This window comes from Aquabacterium fontiphilum (assembly GCF_009909205.1).
GTDB lineage: Bacteria > Pseudomonadota > Gammaproteobacteria > Burkholderiales > Burkholderiaceae_C > Aquabacterium > Aquabacterium fontiphilum.
In genome coordinates this window covers 17498-37659 of record NZ_JAAAPN010000006.1, presented here as the reverse complement: position 1 = coordinate 37659, position 20162 = coordinate 17498, and the positions used below count along the sequence as shown (strand labels likewise).

At 64.9% G+C, this 20162-nt stretch carries 16 protein-coding genes and 1 pseudogene; 10 read left to right on the top strand and 7 right to left on the bottom strand.

The annotated features are described in order from the left end of the window. Window positions 1-52 precede the first annotated feature (52 nt). Window positions 53-1243, top strand: a complete 1191-nt coding sequence (locus GTZ97_RS08275) for a nucleotide sugar dehydrogenase (protein ID WP_161650119.1) — start codon at window positions 53-55, stop codon at window positions 1241-1243. Between the two features lie 6 nt (window positions 1244-1249). On the opposite strand, the gene GTZ97_RS08270 is transcribed toward GTZ97_RS08275, so the two are convergent. Next, entirely contained in the window at window positions 1250-2266 is a 1017-nt protein-coding gene (locus tag GTZ97_RS08270; RefSeq protein ID WP_161650118.1) for an NAD-dependent epimerase, read from the bottom strand. 192 nt (window positions 2267-2458) lie between these two features. On the opposite strand from GTZ97_RS08270, the gene xrtB reads away from it, so the two are divergent. From xrtB to GTZ97_RS08225, 9 genes and pseudogenes are all read left to right on the top strand, one after another. Next, the gene (gene xrtB / locus GTZ97_RS08265) at window positions 2459-3358 is read left to right on the top strand and encodes an exosortase B (RefSeq protein WP_161650117.1); all 900 of its coding nucleotides are present in this window, start codon (window positions 2459-2461) and stop codon (window positions 3356-3358) included. Next, window positions 3355-4044 (top strand): exosortase C-terminal domain/associated protein EpsI, encoded by a 690-nt coding sequence (locus tag GTZ97_RS08260; protein WP_161650116.1) that lies wholly within the window; start codon window positions 3355-3357, stop codon window positions 4042-4044. Before xrtB ends, GTZ97_RS08260 begins: the two co-directional genes overlap by 4 nt. A 6-nt stretch (window positions 4045-4050) precedes the next feature. Beyond that, window positions 4051-5208 (top strand): annotated as a pseudogene (locus tag GTZ97_RS08255) (glycosyltransferase family 4 protein); the annotation flags it as partial. 81 nt (window positions 5209-5289) lie between these two features. Then, complete coding sequence (locus GTZ97_RS08250) at window positions 5290-6408, top strand: glycosyltransferase family 4 protein (protein WP_161650114.1); 1119 nt, start codon at window positions 5290-5292, stop codon at window positions 6406-6408. Continuing rightward, on the top strand, window positions 6405-7478 hold the full coding sequence (locus GTZ97_RS08245; RefSeq protein ID WP_161650113.1) for a glycosyltransferase family 2 protein: 1074 nt from the start codon (window positions 6405-6407) through the stop codon (window positions 7476-7478). Before GTZ97_RS08250 ends, GTZ97_RS08245 begins: the two co-directional genes overlap by 4 nt. 25 nt (window positions 7479-7503) lie before the next feature. Further along, complete coding sequence (gene epsF, locus GTZ97_RS08240; RefSeq protein ID WP_161650112.1) at window positions 7504-8913, top strand: chain length determinant protein EpsF; 1410 nt, start codon at window positions 7504-7506, stop codon at window positions 8911-8913. Window positions 8914-8930: 17 nt separating this feature from the next. Beyond that, on the top strand, window positions 8931-9800 hold the full coding sequence (locus GTZ97_RS08235) for a polysaccharide biosynthesis tyrosine autokinase (protein ID WP_161650111.1): 870 nt from the start codon (window positions 8931-8933) through the stop codon (window positions 9798-9800). Between the two features lie 98 nt (window positions 9801-9898). Continuing rightward, entirely contained in the window at window positions 9899-11182 is a 1284-nt protein-coding gene (locus GTZ97_RS08230) for a glycoside hydrolase family protein (RefSeq protein WP_161650110.1), read from the top strand. A gap of 6 nt (window positions 11183-11188) precedes the next feature. Then, window positions 11189-12586 (top strand): hypothetical protein, encoded by a 1398-nt coding sequence (locus GTZ97_RS08225; protein WP_161650109.1) that lies wholly within the window; start codon window positions 11189-11191, stop codon window positions 12584-12586. Here GTZ97_RS08225 and GTZ97_RS08220 read toward each other — a convergent pair. The 6 genes from GTZ97_RS08220 to GTZ97_RS08195 all read right to left on the bottom strand — a co-directional run bounded on the left by GTZ97_RS08220 (window position 12580) and on the right by GTZ97_RS08195 (window position 20145). After that, window positions 12580-14271: a cellulase family glycosylhydrolase gene (locus tag GTZ97_RS08220; protein WP_161650108.1), complete on the bottom strand. Its 1692-nt coding sequence runs from the start codon at window positions 14269-14271 to the stop codon at window positions 12580-12582. The two genes, GTZ97_RS08225 and GTZ97_RS08220, sit on opposite strands and share 7 nt — an antisense overlap. A gap of 645 nt (window positions 14272-14916) precedes the next feature. Further along, window positions 14917-15834: a glycosyltransferase family 2 protein gene (locus tag GTZ97_RS08215; RefSeq protein WP_161650107.1), complete on the bottom strand. Its 918-nt coding sequence runs from the start codon at window positions 15832-15834 to the stop codon at window positions 14917-14919. Then, window positions 15819-17000, bottom strand: coding sequence for an acyltransferase family protein (locus tag GTZ97_RS08210; RefSeq protein ID WP_161650106.1), 1182 nt, complete (start codon window positions 16998-17000; stop codon window positions 15819-15821). Before GTZ97_RS08210 ends, GTZ97_RS08215 begins: the two co-directional genes overlap by 16 nt. A gap of 82 nt (window positions 17001-17082) precedes the next feature. Further along, window positions 17083-17811 carry an SGNH/GDSL hydrolase family protein gene (locus GTZ97_RS08205; protein ID WP_161650105.1) on the bottom strand — a complete coding sequence of 243 codons (729 nt, stop codon included), beginning with the start codon at window positions 17809-17811 and terminating at the stop codon, window positions 17083-17085. Between the two features lies 1 nt (window position 17812). Next, the gene (locus GTZ97_RS08200) at window positions 17813-18919 is read right to left on the bottom strand and encodes an acyltransferase family protein (RefSeq protein ID WP_161650104.1); all 1107 of its coding nucleotides are present in this window, start codon (window positions 18917-18919) and stop codon (window positions 17813-17815) included. Continuing rightward, entirely contained in the window at window positions 18919-20145 is a 1227-nt protein-coding gene (locus GTZ97_RS08195; RefSeq protein WP_161650103.1) for an oligosaccharide flippase family protein, read from the bottom strand. Before GTZ97_RS08195 ends, GTZ97_RS08200 begins: the two co-directional genes overlap by 1 nt. Between the last annotated feature and the right edge of the window lie 17 nt (window positions 20146-20162).

The window sequence follows — 20162 nt, the reverse complement described above, 5'->3', positions numbered from 1 at the left end:
AGGCCGGCTATGCTCTCGACCAGAATGGTTGAACCTCGAGATGCGAATCAGTATGACTGGTAACGAACGACCCGCCACCCACATTGCCGTCTTCGGCCTCGGCTACGTGGGCATGTCCATGGCCGTGCTGCTCGCGCGACACCATCGGGTGGTCGCCGTTGACCTGATGCCCGAGCGGGTGGAGCAGGTGAACAGCAAGATCTCGCCCATTGAAGACCCCGACATCACCGAGGCGCTCCGTACGCAAGCGCTGAACCTGGTGGCCACCACCGACGGCGCCCAGGCCGTTCAGGGCGCCGAGTTCGTCATCATCGCCACCCCGACCGACTACGACGTCGACACCAACCGCTTCAACACCCGCAGCGTCGAAGCCGTCATCCAGCTCACCATGCAGCACGCGCCCGATGCCGTCATGGTGATCAAGTCCACCATTCCGGTGGGCTTTGTCAAGGATGCCCGGCAGCGCCTGGGCACCCAGAACCTCATCTTCTCGCCCGAGTTCCTGCGCGAAGGCCGTGCGCTGCACGACAACCTGCACCCCAGTCGCATCGTGGTGGGCGAGCAATCTGCGCGGGCCGAGCGCTTCGCCGCCCTGCTGAAACAGGCCGCACTCAAGCCCGATGTGCCTGTGTTGCTCACTGGGGCCGACGAAGCCGAGGCCATCAAACTGTTTGCGAACACCTACCTCGCCATGCGGGTGGCCTACTTCAACGAGCTCGATACCTACGCCCAGACCCACGGCATGGACACGCGCCAGATCATCGAAGGCGTGAGCCTTGATCCGCGCATCGGCAACCACTACAACAACCCCAGCTTTGGCTATGGCGGCTACTGCCTGCCCAAGGACACCAAACAGCTGTTGGCCAACTACCACGAGGTGCCCCAGAACCTCATCAGTGCCATCGTCACCTCCAACACCACGCGCAAGGACTTCGTGGCCGACAGCATCCTGGCGCGTAGACCGAAGGTGGTGGGCGTCTACCGCCTGATCATGAAGGCCGGCAGCGACAACTTCCGCGCCAGCTCCATCCAGGGCGTCATGAAGCGCATCAAGGCCAAGGGCGTCGAGGTGATCCTGTACGAACCGGTGCTGACGGAAGACCGGTTCTACAACTCAGAGGTCGTACGCGATTTGAACGCCTTCAAGGCGCGTGCCGACGTGATTGTGGCCAACCGCATGGGCCCGGAGCTGGCCGATGTGGCTGACAAGGTCTACACGCGGGATCTGTTCGGGCAGGACTGAAGGGCCTCAGGCGTGGTACGTCCGATACCACGCGACAAAGCGCTCAATCCCCGCGCGCAGGTCTGTATGCGGTGTCACGCCTGTCCATTGCTGCAGCGCGCGGACGTCCGCATACGTCGCGGGCACGTCGCCTGGCGCCATGGGCTGCAGATCCAGCCTGGCCGGCACGCCCAGCGCTGATTCGAGCGTCCGGATGAAATCCATCAGTTGCACCGGCTCGCTGTGGCCGATGTTGAAGACGCGGTAAGGCGCCCATGAGGTCGACGACCGGGGCGCCAGCCGGTCAAATGTCTCGTCTGGCAGGGGCGGTCGATCCAGCGTGGCCACCACGCCCGCCACGATGTCGTCGATGTAGGTGAAATCGCGCTGCATCTGCCCATGGTTGAACACCTTGATGGGCTCGCCCGCCAGGATGGCGCGTGCAAACAGCATGGGGGCCATGTCGGGCCGCCCCCAAGGGCCGTACACCGTGAAGAAGCGCAACCCGGTGGTGGGCAGGCCGTAGAGGTGACTGTAGGTGTGCGCCATCAGCTCGTTGGCCTTCTTGGTCGCCGCGTACAGACTCACCGGGTGGTCCACCGCATGGTCCTCTGAAAACGGCATGCGGGAGTTGCCGCCGTATACGCTGGAGCTGCTGGCGTAGACGAGGTGCGCCGTGCGCTGGTGGCGGCAAGCCTCCAGCATGTTCACAAAGCCCACGAGATTCGACTGGGCGTAGGCATGCGGATGTGTCAACGAGTAACGCACACCGGCCTGTGCGGCCAGGTGCACCACACCGTCGAAACATTCCGTGGCGAACAGCGCATCCAGCGCCGCCATGTCAGCGACATCGGCTTGCACGAACCGAAAGCGACTCGCTCCCTGCGTGGCCGCAATGGCAGCCAGCCGGTCGCGCTTGAGCTGTGGGTCGTAGTAGTCGTTGAGGTTATCCAGCCCCACCACGGTGTCGCCCCGCGCCAGCAGGGCCAGCGAGACGTGCATGCCGATGAAGCCGGCGGCGCCGGTGACGAGATAAGTGCGCATGCCTCAATTGTCGGGCAAGACATGAAGAGGGAAGTTTTTTCGGCAATTCCGGCGCCAAGGGCAGCACGGCGTGCCGATGGCTGCGCCCCGGGCAGGGTGGGCGGTGCTCATGCAGGCAACCGCAATGGGCGTCTCCGCCGCGTGGGCACGCCGTTTGCCCTCCCGAGCGTCGACGCTCTGATTGATGAACCCATGACCGGCCCACAACACGCACTGACTCCCTTGCCTGCCGCCACCGGTGCGCCCTGGCTCATGCCCGCGCTCATCGGCGTGGCCTTGATTGTGCTGTACGCCCCCACTTATGCGGCCCTCGACCGCTTCGTGTGGAACCAGGTCGGCCAGGGGCACGGCCCCATCATGCTCGCGCTGGCCTTGTGGCTGGCGTGGCAGCGTTATCCGCTGTTAGGAGAGCCTGGACGGCAGCCGGCCAATGCCGCAGGCACGGCTGTCCTGCTGGTGGGGCTGCTCACCTACGCCGTGGGTCGTTCTCAGGATGTGCTGTTCCTGGATGCGGCTTCGCAGATCCCGGTGGCGGCCGGCATCGTGCTGCTGCTGTGGGGCTGGCGCGGGTTGAAGACGATGTGGTTTGCCATCTTCTTCCTGTTGTTCGTCGTGCCGCTGCCAGGTTCGGTGGTGGACGCCATCACCGGCCCACTCAAGGCGGCTGTCTCATATGTGGCCGAACACCTGTTATACGCCTTCGGCTACCCGGTCGGGCGAAGCGGCGTCACGTTGACGATCGGCCCCTACAAACTGCTGGTGGCCGACGCGTGCGCGGGCATCAACTCGGTGTTTGCGCTGGAAGCCATTGGCGTGTTCTACCTCAGTGTCGTCAAGCACACCAACCAGATGCGCAACATCGCGCTGGCCGCGCTCATCGTGCCCATTGCGTTTGTGGCCAACGTCACCCGGGTGGTGACACTCGTGCTGGTGACCTACTACTTTGGCGATGAGGCCGGACAGGGCTTCGTACATGACTTTGCCGGCATCCTGCTGTTCATGGTGGCCACCATGCTCACCGTGGCGACCGATTCGGTGCTGGGCCTGTTCATGAAGAACAAGCCTGCCGAACCTGTGGGAGGTGCGCGATGAGCCTCATGCGCACGCTGTTCATCGTGGCCCTGATCGGCCTGGGCTTTGCGGGGGGGGTGCTGCTTCGGCCCGAGATCAATACCCAGCTTCCTGATGCGCATCTGGACCAGGTCGTGCCAGCCCGGGTAGGCAGCTGGACCTATGTACCCAATGCCATGGAGCATGTCACGGCCCTGGCCACCGAGACGACCAGCACCGACCAGCCTTACGACGAGGTGCTGATGCGCACCTACGTTCGGCCCGACGGGGCCGCCGTCATGCTGACGCTGGCTTACGGCAAGAACCAGCGCCAGGAGGTCAAGATCCACCGGCCCGAACTGTGCTACCCGGCGCAGGGCATGAAGGTGCAGGCACTGCGTCCCGCCACCTTCGACGGCATTCAGTCTGAAGCGGCTCATGGCCCCATCACGGGCAAACGCATGGTTGCCCAGGGGCCGTCGTTCAACGAGGTGGTCAGCTACTGGATCCGCATTGGAGATTCCTACAGCGCCAGCGCCTGGCAGACCCGCTGGAACATCATGCGTGAAGGCCTCAAAGGCCGCATGACGGACGGGATCCTCGTGCGTGTCTCCCAGCGCGTGCCCATGTCGGACGACCCCTCCCGCCACTACGCCGTTCAGGAAGCGTTCCTGAAGGAACTGGTGGCCACCCTCAACCCCCAGGGGCGCGAGCTGCTGGCCCGCTGAATCCGCATGTCACCTCAACCCCTGATGCCGCCCACCATGGTCGCTACACCGCGCAAGCGCAAGGTTGCCATCATCCATGACTGGCTCGTGGTGTATGCAGGTGCCGAGAAGGTGCTTGAGCATCTCCTCGATCTCTGGCCCGATGCCGATCTGTTCGCCCTGGTCGATTTTCTGGAAGAGGGCGATCGCGGCTTCCTCAAAGGCCGCACACCGCACACCAGCTTCATCCAGAAGCTGCCCATGGCGCGACGCAAGTACCGGCAATACCTGCCGTTGATGCCTCTGGCCATCGAGCAGTTCGACCTGTCCAGCTACGACGTCATCATCTCGTCCAGCCATGCGGTTGCCAAGGGTGTGATCACCTCGCCTTCCCAGACGCACATCAGCTATGTGCACTCGCCCATGCGCTACGCATGGGATCTGCAGCACCAGTACCTGCGCGAATCCGGCATGACTGGCGGCATGAAGTCGTTCATCGCCCGCGCGCTGCTGCATTACATGCGCATGTGGGACTTGCGCACCGTCAACGGTGTCGACGTGATGCTGGCCAACTCGCAGTTCATCGCGCGCCGCATCCAGAAGGTCTACCGACATGACGCCACCGTGGTCTACCCCCCGGTGGACACCGAGGGCTTCGCGCTGTGCGAGCAGAAGGAAGACTTCTATGTCACCGCATCGCGCATGGTGCCCTACAAGATGATCCCGACCATTGTCGAGGCCTTCCGGCTGATGCCCGACAAGCAGCTGTACGTCATTGGCACGGGCCCGGACATGGACAAGGTCATGGCTGCCGCGGGGCCGAATGTGGTCGTGCTGGGGCACCAGCCATTCGATGTGCTGCGCGCGCACCTGCAGCACGCCAAGGCCTTCATCTTCGCGGCGGAAGAAGACTTCGGCATCACGCCCGTTGAAGCCCAGGCCTGCGGCACACCGGTGATCGCATATGGTCGCGGCGGCTCGCTCGAGACCGTGCGCGGCATGGGCATCGATGACGCCCCCACCGGGGTCTTCTTCGACGAGCAAACGCCGGAGGCCATCGCGCAGGCCGTTCAGGCCTTCGAGGCCGTTGCCCACACCATCCCGCCGCGCCGATGCCGCGAGCACGCGCAGCGCTTCAGCGCGTCGGCTTTCCGGCGATCCATGACCGACATCGTGCGAGCCGCTACCGAGCCCCGTGCGCAGGGCAAGGTGCTGCAGCTCCACGAGTGGGCCGCCAATTCCTGAGTTGTTTGAGCAGGGGTCCAGTTGAAACAGGTTTGCCAGCCCATCTACATCAACGGTCGCTTTCTGACGCAGGGCGTCACAGGGGTGCAACGCTATGCGCGCGAGACGCTCATGGCGATGGATCGCCTGTTGGCCGCACGCGCCGACGCGTCCGGCCTGTCCGAGTTGACCATCCTGGCGCCCGCCGGTGCACAACGGCCGGCGCTCCAGCACATCGGCTATCGTGAGGTGGGGCGTCTTGCCGGCCATCTGTGGGAGCAGACCGAACTGGCCTGGCATGCCCGCGATGGCCTCCTGTTCACGTTCGGGTTCACCGGCCCGCTGCTCCATCGTCACCAGATCACCACCGTGCACGACGCGGCGGTCGTGCGCGTGCCGCAGGCTTACACCGCCCGATTCCGGCTGTGGTACACATGGATGGTGCGTTGGCATGTGCGCCGCTCGCCGGCCACGGCCGTGGTGTCGGCCTTCAGTCGCCAGGAAGCCATCGACTGCTTTGGGGCGCCCGACAGCCGACTGCACCAGACCACCGAAGGCTGGCAGCACATGCAGGCCATCGAAGCCGACACCCGCATCCTTGATCAGCACAACCTGCGCGACACGCCGTTCCTGCTGGCCGTCAGCAGCGCCAATCCCAGCAAGAACTTCTCTGTGCTTTTGCGGGCGCTGGCGCTGCTGGGTGACGATGCGCCACCCTGCGTGATCGCGGGGGCCACCCACGCCGGCGTGTTTCGCCAGGGTGAGGCGAGCGCAGCGGATCGAACGATCCGCGTGGGCTATGTCAGCGACGCCGAGCTCAAGGCGCTGTACCAGCATGCCGCCTGCTTCGTCTTCCCCTCGCTGTATGAAGGCTTTGGCATCCCGCCGCTGGAGGCCATGTCATGCGGATGTCCGGTCATCGCGTCCACCGCACCGGCCGTCCGTGAGGTCTGCGGCGAGGCCGCGCTTTACTTCGAGCCGCAGCGGCCAGAACAGCTCGCGCTGGCCATCACGCGCTTCTTCCGGGAGCCCGATCTCGCCGCGCAGCTCAAGGTGGCGGCCCGCCAGCGCATCCAGCGCTACTCATGGGAAGAAGGCGCCCGTCTCAACCTGGCCATGCTTGCGCGAGCGGCCAGTCCTCTGGAGGTCTGTGCCACATGACCCATCACAGCGCTCATCCGCTTCCTGCACTGCATGGGCCGCGCATCTCGGTGGTCGTGTGCAACTACAACTATGCGCATTACATCGCGCAGGCCATCGAGTCTGTGCTCTCGCAGCGCTACCAGGCCCATGAACTCATCGTGGTCGACGATGGCTCGACCGACGACTCGGTCAGCGTGATCCAGCGCTATGCCGCTCACGGGGTGGAGTTGATCCAGCAGGACAACGGTGGACAAGTCGCGGCCTACAACGCCGGTCTGCCCCGATGCTCGGGCGACGTGGTGCTGTTTCTGGATGCGGATGACGCCTTGCTGCCCGAGGCGCTGGGCGCGGTGGCGCAAGCCTTTGAGGAGGGCGTTGTCAAGGTCCATTACCGCCTTGCGCTGATGGACCCAAACGGCAAGCTGCTGGACTCGGTCATTCCTCAGGACCTTGCCTCGGGTGACGTGGCGCGCGACTTTCTCCGCCATGGCTCGGCTCATCCGTCTGCGCCTGCGTCGGGCAACGCCTACCGACGCAGCGTGCTCACGCGCATCTTTCCGCTGCCCACCGATGCTCAAGACCGGCATGGCGCCGACTTCTTCTGCATCTACGGCAGCACGCTGTTTGGCTCGGTAGCGGCTTGCGAGCAGGTACTGGGCTTGTACCGCGTGCACCGCTCGCTCAAACAGACCACCGGGTTGTCATTCGGCAATGTCGGAAGTGGCCTGGCGCAGGACCAGCGCCTTCAGGCCCGGTTGCAACGTTTTCGTCAATGGATATCAGAAAGAACGGGAGGACACATCATGGCCCCATCGGTACTGCTGGATTTCTCGATCGAGAAGTCTGCTTTTGCCACGGCCGCTCTCACCGCCCCATCGCGGTGGGAGGGGACGCAGCGCGCCGCCCGGCGCCTGCCCCAACTGCTCAAGGCCCTGTGGCTGCGCCGCTCGGTGAGCGTATCCAAGCGCCTGGGGCTGACGCTCTGGGCGTTCTTCGTGCTGCTTGCCCCGCGGGGCCCGGCCACCACGGCTGCGCGCTACGTGTGTGACCCCGGCAGCCGCGGCAGCCAACGTCTGACGTCGACCTGAACCCCCACTGTGGAAGGTAGTGATCATGAGTTTTTCCCAGTTCATGGCCATCCTGCGCGCGCGATGGCTCATTCCCGTTGCCGTGCTGACGACCATGTTGCTGCTGGCCTTCGCGGCCAGCCAGCTGCTGCCCAAGAAGTACACCGCCACGGGAGCGGTCATGGTGGACATGCGTTCGCCTGATCCCATCAACGGCACGATGGCTCCTGTCAGCGCGCTCTATCTGCTCACCCAGATGGACGTGATTCGCAGCGAACGGGTGGCGCTCATGGTCGTGCGCTCGCTCAAGCTGACCGAGAACCCCGATCTGCGTGCCCGTTGGCAGGCTGCCGGAGGGCAAGGTTCGTTCGATACCTGGGTTGCGCAGCTGATTCTTGAGGGACTCGAAGTGATCCCCGCCAAGGGCTCCAGCGTGATTGAAGTCAACTACACCGCGGCCGATCCGGACTTTGCCGCTGCGCTGGCCAACCGCTTCATCAACGCCTACCTCGACACGGCTGTGGAGCTGCGTGTTCAGCCTGCCCGGCAGTTCACCCACATGTTCACCGAACAGCTCGAGCAGGCCAAGGGACGGCTTGAGGCTGCGCAACGCAAGCTCTCGGCCTATCAGCAGGAAAAGGGCATCGTTGCCACCGACGAGCGGCTGGACGTGGAAACGGCTCGGCTGGCTGAATTGTCCGCGCAACTAGTGGCGCTGCAGGCGCAGACCGCCGACGCGCGCAGCCGCCGTGCTCGCGCTGGCATCGACAGCCCTGACTCCATGAACAACAGCGTCATCATGTCGCTGCGCGGCGAGCTGGCGCGTCAGGAGGCCAGGCTGCAGGAGGCGGCAGACCGCCTGGGCGACAACCACCCACAGATCACGCAGATGCGAGCCGGGATCGATGAGACCAGGCGCAAAATCCTGTCGGAGTCGGCCAATGTTGGGCGAACGGCGGGTGTCGCGCTGGAGATCGCGCAGCAGCGCGAGGCGCAGACGCGCAGTGCGCTGGAGGCGCAACGCCAGAAGGTGCTGCGCCTGAAGGCCATTCGAGACGAGGCCACCGTGATGGCCAACGACGTCGCGAGCGCGCAGCGCGCCGTCGAGGCCATTCAGTTGCGTAGCCACCAGACACGGCTCGAAAGCGAAACCGACCAGACCAACGTGGCTGTGCTGAGAGTGGCGACCCCCCCTGCGGGGCCCTCGTCGCCGCGCACACTGCTTCTCGTCCTGCAAGCCATTTTCATCGGAGTGTTTGCCGGCATCGGTGCGGCCATCTGGACGGAGCTGCGCAACCGCCGCATCCGTGTCGACGAAGACCTCGGTGAGCTGGTGGAAGCCGATCTGATCGGACACATGCCAGAAGCCAAGCCCCGTACCGGCCGCCTGCCCATTCGCTTCACGCCACACCTGCCTTCACGCGCGTCGCTCAGGCTGCCGCTGGTCGGACAGTGATCCAGGGAGGAACCGACATGAATAGCCCGATTGAACAGACCGCTCGGCCCATAGGCGACATCATTGCCGACATCAACCAGCTCGACTCGTCGCAGATCGAGCGCATCGTGCGCTACCAGCAGGAGCATCACCTCAAGTTCGGCGAAGCCGCGGTGGCTTTGGGGCTCGCCAGACGCGAGGACGTGCTGTGGGCCCTGTCCCATCAGTTCAAGTATCCATATCAGCGTACCGAGCCTGAGAGCGTGTCCTCCGAACTCGTCGTGGCCACTGACCCGTTCGACAAGACCGCAGAGTTCTTCCGCGACGTGCGCACCCAGTTGCTGTCGTGCGTGTTCCGACCTCAAGGCCCGCGCAAGCTTGCGCTGGCCGTGTGCAGCCCGGACAGCGGCGATGGCAAGACCTTCTTTGCGGCCAACCTGGCGGTGGCGTTCAGCCAGCTGGCCGGGCGCACATTGCTGGTCGATGCAGACATGCGCACCCCCCGCCAGCATGGCGTCTTCGGTGTCCAGGAAAGTGAGCGTGGCTTGAGCTCCGTGCTGTCGGGACGAGGTGAGGCCAATGTGATACGCCCCATCGAGTCTCTCCCGAACCTGTATCTTTTGCCGGTGGGTGTGGTCCCCCCGAATCCGCTGGAGCTGATCCAGGGGCAGGCGTTCGATGACCTCATTCAAGGTGTGCTGGCGCGTTTTGACTACGTCGTGCTGGATACGCCCGCCGTATCGCACGGCGCCGACGCCCGTGTGATTGCCGAGAAGGCGGGTGCGGCGCTGGCCGTGGCGCGCAAGAACGTCACCCACGTCAGAAGCCTTCGCACGCTGGTGAGCACGCTCAAGCGATCCACCTCGGTTTTCAGTGGTGTCCTCCTCAACGACCACGTGACGGCATGAACGTCTCGCGGCGGCATCTGACGATCTTGAGCGCTGCGGGCGCGATGGGCTTCGTCACGCCTTTAAGCCATGCCGAGGACATTTTTTCTGGGCGGCCCATGCGCGCTGGTTTTGGCTTGGGCGTCAAATTCGCGCAAGGCCAGCCCATCAAGGACATGGCGGCGCTCGAGGACCTGGGCGTGAGCTGGGTCCGCGATACGGTGCGGTGGGCTGTCATGGAGCCCAAGGCTGGCGGTCATCAAGCTTTTCCCGCGGCGTTTCAGCGGCGACTCGATTACTACCGCAGCCACGACATCGGGGTGGTGTTCTACCTCGCCTATGCCAACCACGAGGCCTACCCCGCGACGGCCAGGCACCCGTTGGCGCCTGTCGATCCGGAAGCCTTCGGCCGTTATGCGGGCCACATTGCGCGCCTGCTGAAGGCCTCGGGCGTCCGTCACGTGATCGAGGTCTGGAACGAGCCCCACAACTTCACGCTCCGCAAGATGGTGGGCGGTCATTGGAACGGAAAGCCGCCGTCGCCCTGGGTGGCGCACTACGTCGACATGGTCCGACAGGCCGTGAAGGCTGTGAAGAAGGTCGATGCCCGCACACGGGTCATCACATGCGAAGACGTGTGGGTCAATCACTACCGTTTCCTCGAGGCTGGTCTGCCGCCCGAGCTCGACGGTTTTGGCCTGCATCCCTACACGCACCACGACGCACCCGGGCCCGAGCGCACCTCCGTGCATCCCCGCTCCGAATGGGCGCAGCCCTTTCAGATCGTCGATGCCGATCGTTCGTTTGCGTCGGCCGCACAACGCCTGCGCGCCCATGGCCGAAGCAAGCTTGGGCACGTTCCGCAGTTGTGGGTCACGGAGTGGGGGTGGCGAATCGGTTCTCCCACTCCTGACGGTCCGCTCGATGAAACCCGACAGGCAGCCCTGCTTCCCCGCGCGTTCATCACGGCTGAAGCCGCTGGTATCGAGGCACTGCTGTGGTTCAGCCTCCAAGACAGCGTCGATGGGCCATACGGCTTGCTGGGTCGCAAGGGCGTACGCCGTCCCGCGTACTCCGCCTACCGCACGCTTGCCCGCGAACTTGGCGACCACGCGTTGTCAGCCCGGCTGACGAGCCCGTCTCGCCGCACTGAGGGCGTCCAGGCCTTTCTTTTCAAGAACGGGTCGGGCAGCAAGATTGCAGTCTGGAGCGCAGACAACCGCGACCGCGCGCTCATACAGCCCAAAACCTGGTCGGTGGTGCGGGCTGTCGACACCTGGGGCGAGCCTGTCGTGCCGCGCCGCGGAGCGGATGGCATCACCTACCCGATCGGGGCGGCTCCGGTCTACCTTGAACTCGACGGCACCGCGCCCATCCGGTGGTCCGATCACATCGTGCAGTAAAGCCAGATGATTCCTACCCTGTACGGCATCCTCATCCTGTTGATCGGTGCCCTGGTTGGCGCCCGTGGCGTCGTGTACCTGGCGGTCATCGCCACCTTGTTTGGTGGCACCGCGGCCGCGTATGTGCTGGGGTTGGGTGCCGCGACGATCACACCGGCCGTGCTGGCACTGGTCTTCCTGGCCTGGCATGTCGCCCGCCGCGAGGCGCTGGGCGGATTCTTCAGTCCCATGTCGTTTCTCACGCCGGGCTTCTGGCTGCTGGTGCTGACAGTCTGGGGCGTCATCGCCGCGCTGGCCTTGCCCCGGCTGTTTGAAGGGCAGTTCCTGGTCTACTCCTTCGACCGACTGACCGACTCGGCTAACGCCCTGCGCCCTCTCAGACCGGTGTCCATGAACCTCACTCAGGCCATGTACGCTTGCCTCGGGCTCGTGACCTTCGTGGTGATGCTTGTGACGGTGCGCCGCGAAGGCGGGATGCAGCGCTTCGCGCGGGCAGTGCTGTGGGTGGCCGGGCTGAACGTGATCGCCGCGTCGCTGGACCTGGCGGAACACCACCTCGGCATGTTCCCGCTGCTGTCGTATCTGAAGAATGCCAACTACGCGATGCTGGGCGGTGAAGTCGCTGGCCTCAAACGCATCGCGGGCACGTTTCCTGAAACGTCGGTGTTCGCGATGTACACCCTGGCTCTCCTTGCCTTTACCCACACCCTCTGGATGTACGGGATCCACAAGAACTGGGCGAGGGCGCTGTCAATCGCCAACCTGGGCTTTCTGATGATCTCCACGGCGGGGACGGCTTACGTGGGCTTTGCCATCTGCCTGATCGTGGCGCTCGCCGTGTCAGCCTGGCGTTTTCTCCACCTCGGTCAACTCGGCCCGTACCGCCTGTACGTCTGGATGGCCCTGGGGTCGGGCATCCTCGGGCTGGCCGTTGTGTTGTTCGTACCGGGCGCCTGGTCATCGGTGTCGGAGTACTTCAACATCGTGGTGGGCAGCAAACTGGACTCGTCATCCGGGCAGGTGCGCATGGGCTACAACGCCCAGGCCCTCCAGACGTTCGTCGACACCATGGGGATCGGTGCCGGGCTGGGCAGCGTGCGGGCTTCCAGCTTCGTCCTGGTGGTGCTGTCCAACCTCGGGTGGATGGGTGCCCTGTTCCTCACGCTGTTCCTGATCCCGGTGTTGTGGGGCCGTTGGCCCCAGAGCGTGCAGCAGGAAGAGGCCATCATTGCCCAGGCCGGTCGGCGCGGCGTGTTTGCCACGCTTGTGGGCGCGGCGGTGTCGGCCGGTGTCTACGACCTTGGCCTGCTGTTCTACATGTTCGCTGCCGTGGCGGCAGCTCCCTTGGCCCTCAGCCGCTCCGCCCGCGGGGCGCCTTTTGCGCCCCGCATGCTCGCTTACTGAGTGACGGTGTTGGGCACCACCACGAAGACCGGCCCGTCCGCTTCGCCCAGACGCAAGGTGCGGCTGCCATTGGTGGCGGCGGTGGTCGCGAGGGAGGCGCCCTTCCAGCTTCGCACCGTCGCGCCCTCGGGCACATGCAGGTTCAGCGTCGTTCGCACGGAGCTCACCCACACGGTGTAGACCGAGTCGGTCGTGCTATCCCAGCGCATGGCGTGCACGTTGGCTGGCACGTCGGCCACCAGTCCCCGGTAGCGCCGCGAGGCGGCCAGGTCATTGAAGGTCTTGATCGCGGTGTAGGCGGGCTTGGGCACCATCCCGGCTCCGAGCAGACCATAGTTGTGCTCAGGGTGGTTGGGATCCGAGCCCGAGTCAGCCAGTTCGTAGAGCGTCACCATGGGCAGGTTCTGCGCGATCTGGGCAAGGTAGTTGCGCAGCACCAAGACAGCCTGGCGATCCCGCGCCCGCGCATCGTGGCCGTTGCCAAACAGTGCTGTGTCGAAACGACCGGCAGAAGACAGACCCCATTCCGTCGACCAGATCGGCAGATTCAGGCCCTGTGAACCCAACACCGCCTTCATTGCAAGCGTATCGCCCGCGAACGTTTCCGGCGCGGCTGTGCGGTACGGATGGATGGCGAAACCATGCACCTTCGCAAGCTGGCCGGTCTGGGCCAGGCGCAGGATGTAGGACAGGTTCACCCATGAAGGTCCGCCGTTCACAACGCGTCTATTCGGGTCGACTTCGGCGATGGCCTGGCGCGTCGCGCCCAGCAGTGAGCCATAGGCCACCGGGTCGCCACCAGCCCAGAAGTTGCTGTTGTCCGGCTCGTTCCACACCTCCAGCGCGCTGACGTTGCGCCCTTTGGAGAAAGCCGCCACGCGACGCGCGTACTCGAGGAACCCGGCGCGAGCCCGGTCCGTGGTCGGCGCGCCTGTGCCGTACTCGGGATGACCGTAGGCCAGGATGAAATGCGCCGACAAGCCGTACTTGGCCATGCGATTCAGGATCGCATCGAAGTGGGCGAAGTCGAAACGGCCACGTGACTCCACCAGCTGCCAAAAGATGTCCAGGCGCACGTTGGTGAAGCCGGCCTCCGCCGCCTGCTTGAGCGCCGCGTCCGACATGTGGTTGAACCGCGAGGACACGGTGGCGCGGCGCGCCAGGCTGGGCAGCGCGCCAGTGGACAGCACCGGTGCCTGCCGGTTCACGCCGTAACCAACCGTTCCCGAGTCCAGCAGGCGGATGTCGTCCACCGCAAAAGTGCCCGGAGGCGCGGTCAGCGACGGCGCGCTGGCCAGAATCGAGATCATCGTGATGCCGTCACGCAGGCGACCGTCGTTGGCGCCGCCCCAGTGGCTGACCGGGCGCGTCAGCGGCACGGCCACCGTCGCCCAATCGCCACCTGTGCTCGATTCGGGCGTATGGGTGGGGATCCGGAACTGCAGCGTCTGGCCGCTGGCATCGACCACGCGGAGCGTGCCCGCCAGCAGCGGGTGAGAGGCGCGTACCCGCAACTGCATCACGGCGGTTTCGGCGTTCGCCACGGGAACAAGCGCGGGCAGGCGACGCGTCATGGCCACGTATCGGCCGCAGGCGCGCGTCTGCGTCAACTCGATCGCGTGGCTGCCGCAGTTCAGATCCACATTCAAATTGGCCGCCGCCACGCTGCCTGCTGCGCCGCTCACGAGATTCAGGCTGCCATTGGATCCGGGAAACTCCTGGCCACGTTCGTAATACCATCCCGGAACTGGCCCCTGGTTATTACCACTTGCATCGAAACCATCGATCAGGGTGCCAATATTGGCGTTATTCTGGGTTTCCAGATTAACTGCTCTGAGATAGGAATCGGTTTCAGTGGCCCGAGCGGTGAGGCTCTGTGCCGCATCCAAGGCTTGCGCCTCCGTTTCGCCCGACACGCTTGCTTGCGAAGCGCTTGCGCCGTCGCTGCCACCGCCACCGCCACATGCAGTCAGGGTCATTGCCAATAAACAAACTGCACTGACTGTGGTCAGCCTTCTGAACGCGGTCACGGACGACATGGAAAATAAACTCGGCCAATTGAGATGGCGCGATGATAGAGATTGCGCCATTCAAAAGGCGGGCGTTTTGTAACTACGCCGCGGAGCGCCCTGAAATCCCTCGTCACACACCGGAACAATTGGGCGGAAAATTGTCACGCTTCCCAGCGCCGCAGGTCTTGCACCCTGCGCCACGTCAACCCGGCAAGGGGTAACGTGTATATGGTCCAGTTACATCGAGATATATCTGCTACGCCCGCTCACGGATTGGCGGGGTTTTACGCGCGACAGACAGCGTGACATCTGCCACGATCAGCGCAGTTCGATCACCCGCCCCGGTTCGCAGCGGCCTGTCAGCACGTCGGCCAGTGCTTGCACGTTGCCCCTGAAACGCCCTCGGTAATCCACCTCGGCGTGGGTGCGCAGTGCGCGGACTGCATTGGCGGCGAACTGGCGCGACATGAACCGCCAGGCCTTGCCTGCGGGCATCGTGCCCTTGCGCATCAGATAGAGCGGGTTGGCGATCTGCGAGTAGCCAAACCGTAACCCAGACACCCGCCCGGACCGCGTGCCCAGATGCACCCCCTCGCAGTGGGGCATGTATACCGTCCGGCCCAGGCGTGCCGCCTGACCTGTGTAGTCCTGGTCTTCCTGCCAGCCGTAAAACGGCAGCGATTCATCGAAGCGAAAGCGGCGAACCACCACATCCCGGAACGCCATGTTGCAGCCGTACAAGCTGTGCAGGCTGCGTACCGCCGGGCCGCTGGCCCAGTGCCGTTCGGCCTCACGGCGTCCGGCAAGGTAGTCCATGGCATCAGCCGATGTGAGTGGCTCGCCCTGAGCGCCGTCTGCCAGCACCCGGCCCGTCAGGCCGACCACGTCGGGGTGAGACTGAAAGAAGCGCATGGCCTCGCCCAGCCAGGTCAGCGCGGGACGGAAGTCGTCATCGAAGAAGGTGACCATGCATGGGCCCTCGTCCAGCCAGCCCTGCGCTTTCAGGAACTCGAGGCCACGGTTGCGCTGGATGGTCAACCCCGCGCGGTCGGCCAGCATCACGCTCAGCCGTCCTGACGAGGCGTGGGGGTGGTCCGACAGCCCCTCCACGTCAGATGAGCTCGCCCCGACCACCACCACGTGTCGGGCAGGCGCGGTCTGACCTTGAAGCCATCCGATCAACTCGTACACGTCCTTAGGGCGACCCTTGGTCGCAATGATCACGTAGGCATCCATCTCGCGTCGGTCCTTCCTGCTACCCGGCGGCCCCACTCCTGTGCGGGGCGCTCCACCCATCGGTAGGCGAGCCCTGCGAAGACCAGGGACACGAGCAGCCCCAACGCCATGGCAGCTGGCGATCCCAACTGGGGGATCAGGTGACAGCTGAACACAAGTATCACGCCGTGAAACAGATAAAGGCTGTAGGAGACCTGGCCGAGCCACTGCAGGGCAGGCCACTGCAGAACGCGCTGCAGCGGCTTCGCGCACAAGGCCCATATCAGCAACAGGACGATGCCTGGTGCCATGACCCAGTGTGTCAACAGCATCGGAAAGCCCGCCATCACGCCACCCAGCGCCCGAACGTGTTCCGGATAGGTATAGAGCAAAGCTGCAGCTGCCAGTCCGGCGAACCGCTGCCGCGGGCTCAGATATGCATACCATCGGCGTACCTGATCCAGATGGCGATACAGCAGCGCACCCAGCACGAAGAACAGCGTGTAGTGGAGACTGATCACCAGCTGAGCCACCATGGGCTGGCCCATGTACCGCGCCACATACGCCACGCCGACAGCCACCACGCTCAGCGCACCATAGAAAACCAGGGCGCGGCGCGGCGACCACGCGTTGAGGCTCCAGAGGATCAGCGGGAACGCCAGCGAGATGCGCATCTCGTGCACAAGCGTCCACGTCACGAAGTTGTAGTGCGCCTCGAATGGCACGATCAGCAGCGCATGCAACACGGCATCCTGCGTCGTCACGGGCTGGCCCGTCACCCCGAGCAGCCAGGGGCCCATATGGGCGCCCTCCGGCCAACCTAGCGTGCTGATCAGCAGCATGGCCAGCAGCACGGACACCAGGTAGGGCAGCCAGATCCGTGCGATCCGTTTCACCGCATAACCCGGATAAGCGATGCGCGCGCCCTCCAGCATCCGCGCGAGGACAAAGCCGGAGAGCGTGAAGAACAACAGCACCGCGGGCAAGCCCGCAACGGCCCATCCAAGCGGCGAGTACTTCACCGTGCGCAAGGCGTCTTTCAGCAGGCCTTCGGCCAGGGTCGCATCCTGCAGGATGATGACGATGCAATGAGAAAACACCACCGCCAACGCCGCCACGCCACGCAGCGCGTCGAGTTCATGAAAACGGCCACCCCCCGTGGCCGCAGAAGTCAATGCCTTTGTCATGCGGCTCGCCTGAGCAGATTTCGCGCCTTCCCCCCGTGAACGAGGGTGCTCCGCAGGGTGGGGTGACATGGTGTCCATCGCCTTACCGGCTCGTGTGGGCCGATGCAGAAAAATCCGCCATCAACCAGTTGACGCACTGCGCCAGGTCCAGCGTCGGCGGCGCGGCGCCCATCACCTCGCGTGCGAGCACGCAGGCATACAGAGAAGCCCCCGCAACGCTGGCATGTCGGCCGTCTGATGCAAACCAACGCACGCCATCTTCTGCCGCGCTGTCATGCGCTTGCGCCATCGCCTCGAACGCCTGACCCACCCGCACCAGCGGCACGCCCGCGCGCTCTGCCGTTTCGATGTGGTGTGTCACGATTCGGCTGCGTACCGCTGGCGAGGCCGCGGCATCTGCCCAGGTCTCGACCAGATTGACCCGCACGCGGGTCTCGCGACGCAGCGCAGCCTGAATGCGCGCCACCGCGAGCGCTGCTCGTGTGGCGCCCTCCATGTAGGCCCTGCTGTGGTCCTGCAGAAAAACGTGGTCCCACGGTTCCAGCGCGGGCAGTCGCGCCAGGTCCAGCTCGCGCAAGCGCGCGCCATGTCGGGTCACGGCCACCACCACGCTGCTGCCGAAACAGCCGCTGGCGTTCAACACGTGTTGCAAGCGCGACGACAGCCGATGGTCCGTGGAGTAGCTGTTGCCCACGACGAGCACCCGCACCTCCGGTGCCACCCGCGTCTCGCACCTGGGCTGCACCTCCGCGCTGGCCTGCCCGCCCCAGGCCAGCGCCAGAAGCAGCCACGGCGTCATCATTGCGCGCATCTCAGCCCACATCATTGGCTGCCCGGCTGCGCCACCGATGGCACCATCGGCCCATCACCGACGACGCTGCGTCCAGCGCCGCTTCCGTCTGCCGCCGCAACTGCGGTTCGAGCCAGCGCGACACCAGCACGCCGCCCACACCGGCACAAACCACCGCCAACGCGAGAAGCGCCCAGCCGTGCTCGCGTTGCGCAGGGAAGAGCCACACCGCCAGCTTGGTCACGGCCACGATGACCGGCAGGTTGATCACGATGATGGCGTAAGACGCGTTCGACAGTTCGGTCACGAGCCGAGGCACCTTCACACTGCGATGCAGGTCGATCACGGCGCAGCCCAGAAGCAGGCAGCTGGCGCCGGCCAGATAGGTCGCGAACACCCCCAGCCGGTCCAGCCCCATGCCGGCGCTCCAGCCAAACACATAGGCCACGCCGCCCGCTGTGAGCAGCACCGGGCCCAGCCACGCCGGCAGGCCGCGCTGCGTGCGCACCAGCCAGGCCAGCAGGCAGCCCACCAGAAAATCCAGGTTGAATGCCGACATCAGAAACGCCAGTGCCACCGAGCTGTCGCAAAAGCCCGCACACACGGTTTGCGTGGTGACGATGCCCATCACCAACAGCGCCGCCCACGCGACCATCAGGACCAGGCCCAGCCGCTTGTGCGCAATGGCGGTCGAGAACACCAGATAAAACAGCACCACATGGCTCAGCGACCACAGCGCGCCCAGCACGGGCGACTCCTGCTGTGGGATCAGCAAGAAGGACTTGATGATCACGCCCAACTCCCGATCGTGTGGCGAGCCGATGCCCGGGAACGCCAGCAACACAGGGATGCTCAGTGCCGTGAAGAACCACACCAGGGGGTAGATGCGCATGAAGCGCTTCCTCAGAAAGCTGCGCGCATTGAGCGCGCCTGCACCGAGCTGACCTTGATAGACGTAGAAGATCAGAAAGCCGCTGAGCGTGAAGAAGAAATCCACCCCGCCGGTTCGTCCCTCTGAGACGATCGGAAAGAAGCCGTGGCTCGACAGCACGATCATCCCGTGAGACAGCGTGATGAGCAAGGCCACCACCGAGCGCATGCTGTCGACCAGCGCGAGATGGCGGCGCATCACGACTCCCGCCGCAGCTTGCTGACTGCCGCGCTCAACGCCACCGCCGCCAGCAGCTCAGCCGCGACCCGTGCAGCTGCCACCCCATTGCCACCGAAAGCCGGCGCGGCCACCACCATGGCCGCCACACAGACGAGCGCACACACGATCATGATCGCGCCGACGTGGCGCTCCCGGCGAGCCGGCAGCAGCCTGTAGATGATCATCGCGTGGTTGTAGGCATAAAGCAGAAACAGCGGCGCGAAGAAACGCAGGATCTCGGCAGAGGCGGTGTACTCGGTGCCAAACACGAGGGGCAGCACATAAGGGCCCAGCAGGAACGCGCCCGTTCCGGTGACCAGCCCGGCCGATACCACCCACAGCGATGCCAACCGCTGGCTGCGTCGGTAACTGTCTTCCGTGCCTTGGAGCGTCTTCAGCTTGGCCAACCACGGCAGCATGACCTGGCCTGCCGGCCCCAGCAGACCCAGCACCGTGGTCACGATCCGCTCGGCAATGCCGTAGACCGCCACCTGCGCGGGGCTTGAATACAGCCCCAGGATGTAGCCCCCACCCGTGGCCAGCATGTTGCCTGCCGCCGTGTTCAGAAAGAAGGGCACGCTCTCGCGGAGCAGGCGCGCGCCATCGGCGGCGCTGGCGGGGCGAAACGACGCCGTGGCGGCGGCCATTCGATAAGCATAGATGTTCGAGATCGACGTCGCGATGACCAGCGCCCACAGCGCCATGATGCCCTGTCGAAACGCCGTGACCAGCGAGATTGCCAGCACCAAGGTGCACGCCAGCCCGACCACCTCGGCCTTGACCGCGTTCTTGAACTGGTGCAGCCCCTGAAAGTACCAACCCAGATTGAAGCCAGACAAGACGCCCCAGGCCGTGCCCAGCAGTCCATACAGCGGCGCCTCGCGAAGCACCGGCGACAACAGCGTGCCGCCCAGCCCGATCAGCAGCCCCGCCGGCATGATCAACAGCCGCGCTGTCATCTGGCGCGACATCTCGGCTTGTCGCTCCTGCTGGTTCGATGAGGTGGCGATCGTGCGCGCGCCCAGCACTGAGAAGCCCCAGTTCTGGATGATCCACACGAGGCTTCCCAAAGCCGTGGCCACCAGCACCTTGCCGTACTCGTCGGGGCCGAGCACGCGCGCGTAGAACGGGATCAGGATCAGGATGCACCCGTACCGGAAGAGGTGCCCGGCGTAGGCAGTCGCCAGGGCCTTTCTCACCGCCATCAAAGGGAGTGCACGCG

What these genes read in the sequence shown, in the direction of transcription:
- GTZ97_RS08215 (WP_161650107.1), bottom strand. Translation starts at nt 15,834, where the DNA reads ATGGATGCCTACGTGATCATTGCGACCAAGGGTCGCCCTAAGGACGTG.
- GTZ97_RS08245 (WP_161650113.1), top strand. Translation starts at nt 6,405, where the DNA reads ATGACCCATCACAGCGCTCATCCGCTTCCTGCACTGCATGGGCCGCGC.
- GTZ97_RS08200 (WP_161650104.1), bottom strand. Translation starts at nt 18,919, where the DNA reads ATGCGCCGCCATCTCGCGCTGGTCGACAGCATGCGCTCGGTGGTGGCC.
- GTZ97_RS08195 (WP_161650103.1), bottom strand. Translation starts at nt 20,145, where the DNA reads ATGGCGGTGAGAAAGGCCCTGGCGACTGCCTACGCCGGGCACCTCTTC.
- GTZ97_RS08270 (WP_161650118.1), bottom strand. Translation starts at nt 2,266, where the DNA reads ATGCGCACTTATCTCGTCACCGGCGCCGCCGGCTTCATCGGCATGCAC.
- GTZ97_RS08205 (WP_161650105.1), bottom strand. Translation starts at nt 17,811, where the DNA reads ATGCGCGCAATGATGACGCCGTGGCTGCTTCTGGCGCTGGCCTGGGGC.
- GTZ97_RS08230 (WP_161650110.1), top strand. Translation starts at nt 9,899, where the DNA reads ATGCGCGCTGGTTTTGGCTTGGGCGTCAAATTCGCGCAAGGCCAGCCC.
- GTZ97_RS08275 (WP_161650119.1), top strand. Translation starts at nt 53, where the DNA reads ATGACTGGTAACGAACGACCCGCCACCCACATTGCCGTCTTCGGCCTC.
- epsF (WP_161650112.1), top strand. Translation starts at nt 7,504, where the DNA reads ATGAGTTTTTCCCAGTTCATGGCCATCCTGCGCGCGCGATGGCTCATT.
- GTZ97_RS08260 (WP_161650116.1), top strand. Translation starts at nt 3,355, where the DNA reads ATGAGCCTCATGCGCACGCTGTTCATCGTGGCCCTGATCGGCCTGGGC.
- GTZ97_RS08225 (WP_161650109.1), top strand. Translation starts at nt 11,189, where the DNA reads ATGATTCCTACCCTGTACGGCATCCTCATCCTGTTGATCGGTGCCCTG.
- xrtB (WP_161650117.1), top strand. Translation starts at nt 2,459, where the DNA reads ATGACCGGCCCACAACACGCACTGACTCCCTTGCCTGCCGCCACCGGT.
- GTZ97_RS08210 (WP_161650106.1), bottom strand. Translation starts at nt 17,000, where the DNA reads ATGACAAAGGCATTGACTTCTGCGGCCACGGGGGGTGGCCGTTTTCAT.
- GTZ97_RS08235 (WP_161650111.1), top strand. Translation starts at nt 8,931, where the DNA reads ATGAATAGCCCGATTGAACAGACCGCTCGGCCCATAGGCGACATCATT.